The organism is Microcoleus sp. F4-D5 (assembly GCF_036704885.1).
Classification (GTDB): Bacteria; Cyanobacteriota; Cyanobacteriia; order Cyanobacteriales; family Microcoleaceae; genus Microcoleus.
This window is the reverse complement of the sequence record NZ_JAUBSX010000159.1, coordinates 1-4,590: the sequence shown is the minus strand read 5'-3', so window position 1 is coordinate 4,590 and position 4,590 is coordinate 1. Positions and strand designations below refer to the sequence as shown.

The window sequence follows — 4,590 nt, the reverse complement described above, 5'->3', positions numbered from 1 at the left end:
TTGGTTTGTAAGGCAATTATCTATGTATATCTTGCCTTACAGATTTTTTTTTGCTCACTTTTTCAGTGCCATTGGACCAAAGTCCTCACTGCAAACCCTTTGATTAGAGGTAATTTACCTGAGAAGATATTATCATTCTTTAGATAGATGTCAAAGAGTCGCAAAATGTGAAAGTTTCAATAAAAAGAGAAATTTATCTATCTTGAGGAAGACTCACTAAATGTATTGGGGATCGCAGGAATTTCTCGCAAACTATAACCAAAGATAGTTTGTTAATGAGTTAGCTTACACTTAATATTAAAACATCAGCCAAAGACCTTTTTGAAAAGATAACTCAGGAATCAATCATGACTAACCGCCAACCCACACCGCCCGACGAACAAATTAGCAAGTCAACACCGGCGGACGAAGAAATCGAAGCTAATATGCAAGCCCCCCACTACGACAGGGGCATTACTCCTGCGGAGACAGCAGCGCGGCAAGAACGCGAAGGCGCTAACTTCATGCACCCAACCACCGAAGGGAAGCAGAAAAGTACCAAAACTGATGACCAAACCGATGACGAAAGCATTCACACCACAGATGGTTATACAGTAGACAAGGAAGGTCTAGTTAACAATTACGCGATCGAACCGGAAATGTACGTCAACGAACCGGGCGATTTGAGAGCAAAAGAGGAAGCCGAAGCCGAAGAACGCGCTCGAATTCTCGCAGAAATCAAAGATAAAAAAGGCGAAGAAGGAAAACTAACAAATGATGAAGACGCCCGCACTAAAGGGCCGGGAATTATCTAGGCTGTCTGGTTGGTAGTTGCGTTTCAGCGAGCGAGACTGCAACTGCAAAGCAAAGGGGCTGGTTTTAGATCCGGCATTTCTCGATCGAGATTTCCGGTAAAACCAGCCCCTATTTTGCTTTCGACTTCTGTTTTTAGACTTAAGATTTTACGTAGATAAATTACCGTATCGATGGGCCAGTTTTCACTCCCCACTCAAAAACGATCGCCTTAAAATTAATCAAGCCCTAACATTTTCCCTCAGCCAATTAAACTTAGCCTCAGCTAGAGCCAAATTTTCCATGATGTTCGGATTAATATCCTCCCGATCTAATTCCGGTTGAGCCAATTCAATATTGCGACCGTATTCTATATGTCTGATCGTACCGCGCATCCGGTCTGCCAGACAGAGTGAAATTCCATAATAAAACCGGGAAGCAAAGCCCATATCGTGTTGAAGTTTGGTTACTAACTGCCGCCTAGGAATTGCCAGCAAGTGAGTTTCTGCGATCGCCTTCACCGTTGCCAAAGGAGGACGAGTATCAATGAAAGAAACTTCTCCAACCAGTTCTCCGCTGGCTATTTTAGCAAGTTCTTTAGTCTGATCCGCTTCGATCGAAACGGTCAAACTTCCCTTCAAAACAATGTATAGCGCATCTATCTGTCTCCCTTCGTGGATCAAAATCGCGCCCGGATCTAGAACTTCCTTTTTGCCTTTTTGGACGATCCAGTCGATATCGTCATTATTTAACTGGCTCAAAATGAAAAGTGCTTTCTTTCTGCTGCTGTCGGCCATAAGTTTAGCTCCCGATCGCTTCTTCTTTATATAAAATTTAGAGGGAGCGCGGTCGCAACTTCTTCCGCAGCAGTTACTCCTCGCTCAATACAGTTTTTTTATCCTGCCTAACTTCTTGGCAAAACGCCTCTAGGGCAGGTCTTGCCAATAGCAAATTAATCACGCTGAATAATAATCTCTCAATACTAGCATTTGTTGAACAATCTTTTTTTACTCGATCGGCCTCTAAAAAATCGTGCGAAATGCCCGTCTCAAAAGCAATCGGGTTCCTCCGCACGGCTTTGGTACGGGATCGGGCGCGGAAGACCGTGTTCCGCGCCCAGTCTTGCTCGCTAAATCGATCGCAAATCAGGATAGCCGGCCAACATATCGTCAGCAGTCAGAGTGTCCCCGTTGGCTTGAGGAGTCCACAGCACCTCAACCGCCAGCAACTGCTCGCTCGATACTCCCCCAATCTGGCGCAAAGCTTGGCGCAAATCTTCAGAGTTTTTCACTGCTGGCAATTGCAGTTTACCCTGAGTACCGACAATCACCGTCACCACAATAAATTCCCCGGGATCTGAATTCAAATCAGAGGCAACCAGCGCCCCATTTTCCTGCAAACCTGGCAGGATATTGCTGCTCCCTGCTTGCCGGAGCTGGTTGTTATAATTCGAGAGCGTTTCTTCTGTAAATTTACTGCGTTCTGCCAAAGAAAATTGATTAAACTTAGCTTCGGCTGCTTCCAAGCGAGTTTGCACAGATTCAGCGCCGGCGTAAACCCAGTATTCAGGATGCCGCAGCAGCGCCAGAGTGGATTCTTGCAGCACTTGAGCGCGACCGACCGCTGTATCGGTATCCGCTTTTTGCGCTAAGGAATCGAGTTCGGCTTGCAAACTGCGGGCCTCTGCTAGCAAACCGACTTGCAAGCGGGCGACAGATACGGTGGTAGTGGGGGCGCTGTTGCCGAGTTCGTCAGTTCCTCCCCCGGCGCGGCGGAAGCTTTGGACGAGAAAATTAGCGATCGAAATAAAAATCAAAATCGAGAACAGGCCGCCAAACCCGCCTCCAAAGCCAAAAAACGGCAGCAAGAACGGGAAACCGAAGCCGCCTCCAAAGCCGCCGCCCGGGTAGTAACCCCCTCCCGGCGGCGCGTAAGTGCGACTCGGAGACGAGTAACTGCGCGCCGGAGCTCTAAAAGATCCGCCCCCGATGCGTCCTCCGCTGCGGGCAGCCAAAGCTCCGTCAGCGTTACCGAGGGCTAGCGTCAGTACCAGACCGATCGCAAATAGTGATTTCAAAAGCGGTTTCATCTTTGAAATTAGTTGCTTGTACATAAGACCGTTACTATTCGATACATTTATAATTTACAGTCTATCCTCGCTTCTGGGCAGCCTGGTTGCAGGTGTGAAGCCAGCGAGATATCCGTACCAACCGATCCCAGCACCGTTAGGGATCTGTCTGGGAACGGGAAAGACTAGAAAGGACTGGCTTTGCTGACTGGGAACAACGGACATCCACACTTTCACAGAACTTTACTTAAGTACAGGGCGATCGGCCAACAATAAGCTTTAGACTTTTAAAGAAACGCCGCGAGTCCTAGAAAACAGGGCTTTATCTACCGTAAAAAAAACATTATGTTTCCAACTCACCGCCCCCGCCGCCTCCGCAACCATCCCCAAATCCGCCGGATGGTACGCGAAAATATCTTGACAACCAGCGATTTAATTTACCCTCTATTTGCCGTACCGGGGGAAGCTTTTGCTAAAGAAGTAACATCAATGCCGGGAGTTTACCAGCTATCGGTAGACAAAATAGTAGAAGAAGCAAAAGAAGTCTACGACCTCGGCATTCCGGCGATTATTTTATTCGGCATTCCCGCAGATAAAGACACAGATGCTACAGGTGCTTGGCACGATTGCGGCATCGTCCAAAAAGCGACGGAAGCAGTTAAAAAAGCCGTACCGGATTTAATCGTCATGGTCGATACTTGTCTGTGCGAATATACCAGTCACGGTCACTGCGGCTATTTGGAAGTCGGAGATTTAAGCGGCCGCGTTTTGAACGATCCGACACTAGAATTGCTGAAGAAAACCGCAGTTGCTCAAGCTAAAGCCGGTGCAGATATTATCGCACCTTCGGGAATGATGGATGGTTTTGTCGGAGCAATTCGCGAAGGATTGGACAGCGCTGGATTTGAAGATATTCCCATCATGTCTTACGCGGCAAAATACGCCTCAGCTTATTATGGCCCGTTCCGGGATGCGGCCGATTCTGCTCCGCAATTTGGCGATCGGCGCACTTATCAAATGGACCCCGGAAACGGCCGGGAAGCACTCAAAGAAATTGCTCTCGACATTGCCGAAGGCGCAGATATGCTCATGGTTAAACCCGCTTTAGCTTACATGGACATCATCTGGCGCGTGAAGGAAGCAACTAATCTGCCAGTTGCTGCTTACAACGTTTCTGGAGAATATGCGATGGTGAAAGCCGCCGCCCTCAACGGTTGGATAGATGAAGAAAGAGTAGTGATGGAAACACTGACAGGATTCAAGCGTGCTGGTACAGATTTGATTTTGACTTATCACGCCAAAGACGCGGCCCGCTGGTTGCAAAGCTAAGCCGTTCCATTTTCTAGTCCTGGACGCACGATTGTTGAGAAACCGGGTTTTTTTAGGCAAAGAGGCGTTGTATACCGCACACGGGCCTAAAAAACCCGGTTTCGCATGGGCCCCGATGCGTCAGCCCTGTTTAAATTAAATAATTGACTCCACCGTACAATCTTCGCGTGCTCTGGTGGAGTAAAAAGCTCTCTCGATCGAGGATTTTTTAGCCTTTAGGCAGCATACAAGCTCTCGCTTACGCATCAAAACTCTCAGAAACCGTGGTTGCATACTTGCGGGATTATTTTGATTGTTTTTTGCGATGGGGCCCCGAGCCCGAAGGCTTGTATTTTCACAGCAGGCGCATTTGTGACAAGTTAAGAAAAAGTGCAAATTGTCAAGGGGGTAGACAAAAAAAGGTAAAATAAGATGAAACCTTT

Annotated in this window: 4 protein-coding genes; 2 read left to right on the top strand and 2 right to left on the bottom strand. The window is 47.6% G+C overall.

Annotated features, from left to right (window positions below):
• Window positions 1-347 precede the first annotated feature (347 nt).
• On the top strand, window positions 348-794 hold the full coding sequence (locus QUA80_RS33035; protein ID WP_333429119.1) for a hypothetical protein: 447 nt from the start codon (window positions 348-350) through the stop codon (window positions 792-794).
• A 219-nt stretch (window positions 795-1,013) separates the two neighbouring features.
• Here the strand turns inward: QUA80_RS33035 and QUA80_RS33030 are convergent, their stop codons facing one another.
• Together QUA80_RS33030 and QUA80_RS33025 are read right to left on the bottom strand one after the other, a co-directional pair.
• The gene (locus QUA80_RS33030; protein ID WP_333429118.1) at window positions 1,014-1,568 is read right to left on the bottom strand and encodes a cyclic nucleotide-binding domain-containing protein; all 555 of its coding nucleotides are present in this window, start codon (window positions 1,566-1,568) and stop codon (window positions 1,014-1,016) included.
• Window positions 1,569-1,900: 332 nt separating this feature from the next.
• Complete coding sequence (locus tag QUA80_RS33025; RefSeq protein WP_333429117.1) at window positions 1,901-2,884, bottom strand: DUF1517 domain-containing protein; 984 nt, start codon at window positions 2,882-2,884, stop codon at window positions 1,901-1,903.
• 300 nt (window positions 2,885-3,184) lie between these two features.
• On the opposite strand from QUA80_RS33025, the gene hemB reads away from it, so the two are divergent.
• Window positions 3,185-4,168, top strand: a complete 984-nt coding sequence (gene hemB / locus QUA80_RS33020; protein WP_333429116.1) for a porphobilinogen synthase — start codon at window positions 3,185-3,187, stop codon at window positions 4,166-4,168.
• Window positions 4,169-4,590: the final 422 nt, after the last annotated feature.

What these genes read in the sequence shown, in the direction of transcription:
- hemB (WP_333429116.1), top strand. Translation starts at nt 3,185, where the DNA reads ATGTTTCCAACTCACCGCCCCCGCCGCCTCCGCAACCATCCCCAAATC.
- QUA80_RS33035 (WP_333429119.1), top strand. Translation starts at nt 348, where the DNA reads ATGACTAACCGCCAACCCACACCGCCCGACGAACAAATTAGCAAGTCA.
- QUA80_RS33030 (WP_333429118.1), bottom strand. Translation starts at nt 1,568, where the DNA reads ATGGCCGACAGCAGCAGAAAGAAAGCACTTTTCATTTTGAGCCAGTTA.
- QUA80_RS33025 (WP_333429117.1), bottom strand. Translation starts at nt 2,884, where the DNA reads ATGTACAAGCAACTAATTTCAAAGATGAAACCGCTTTTGAAATCACTA.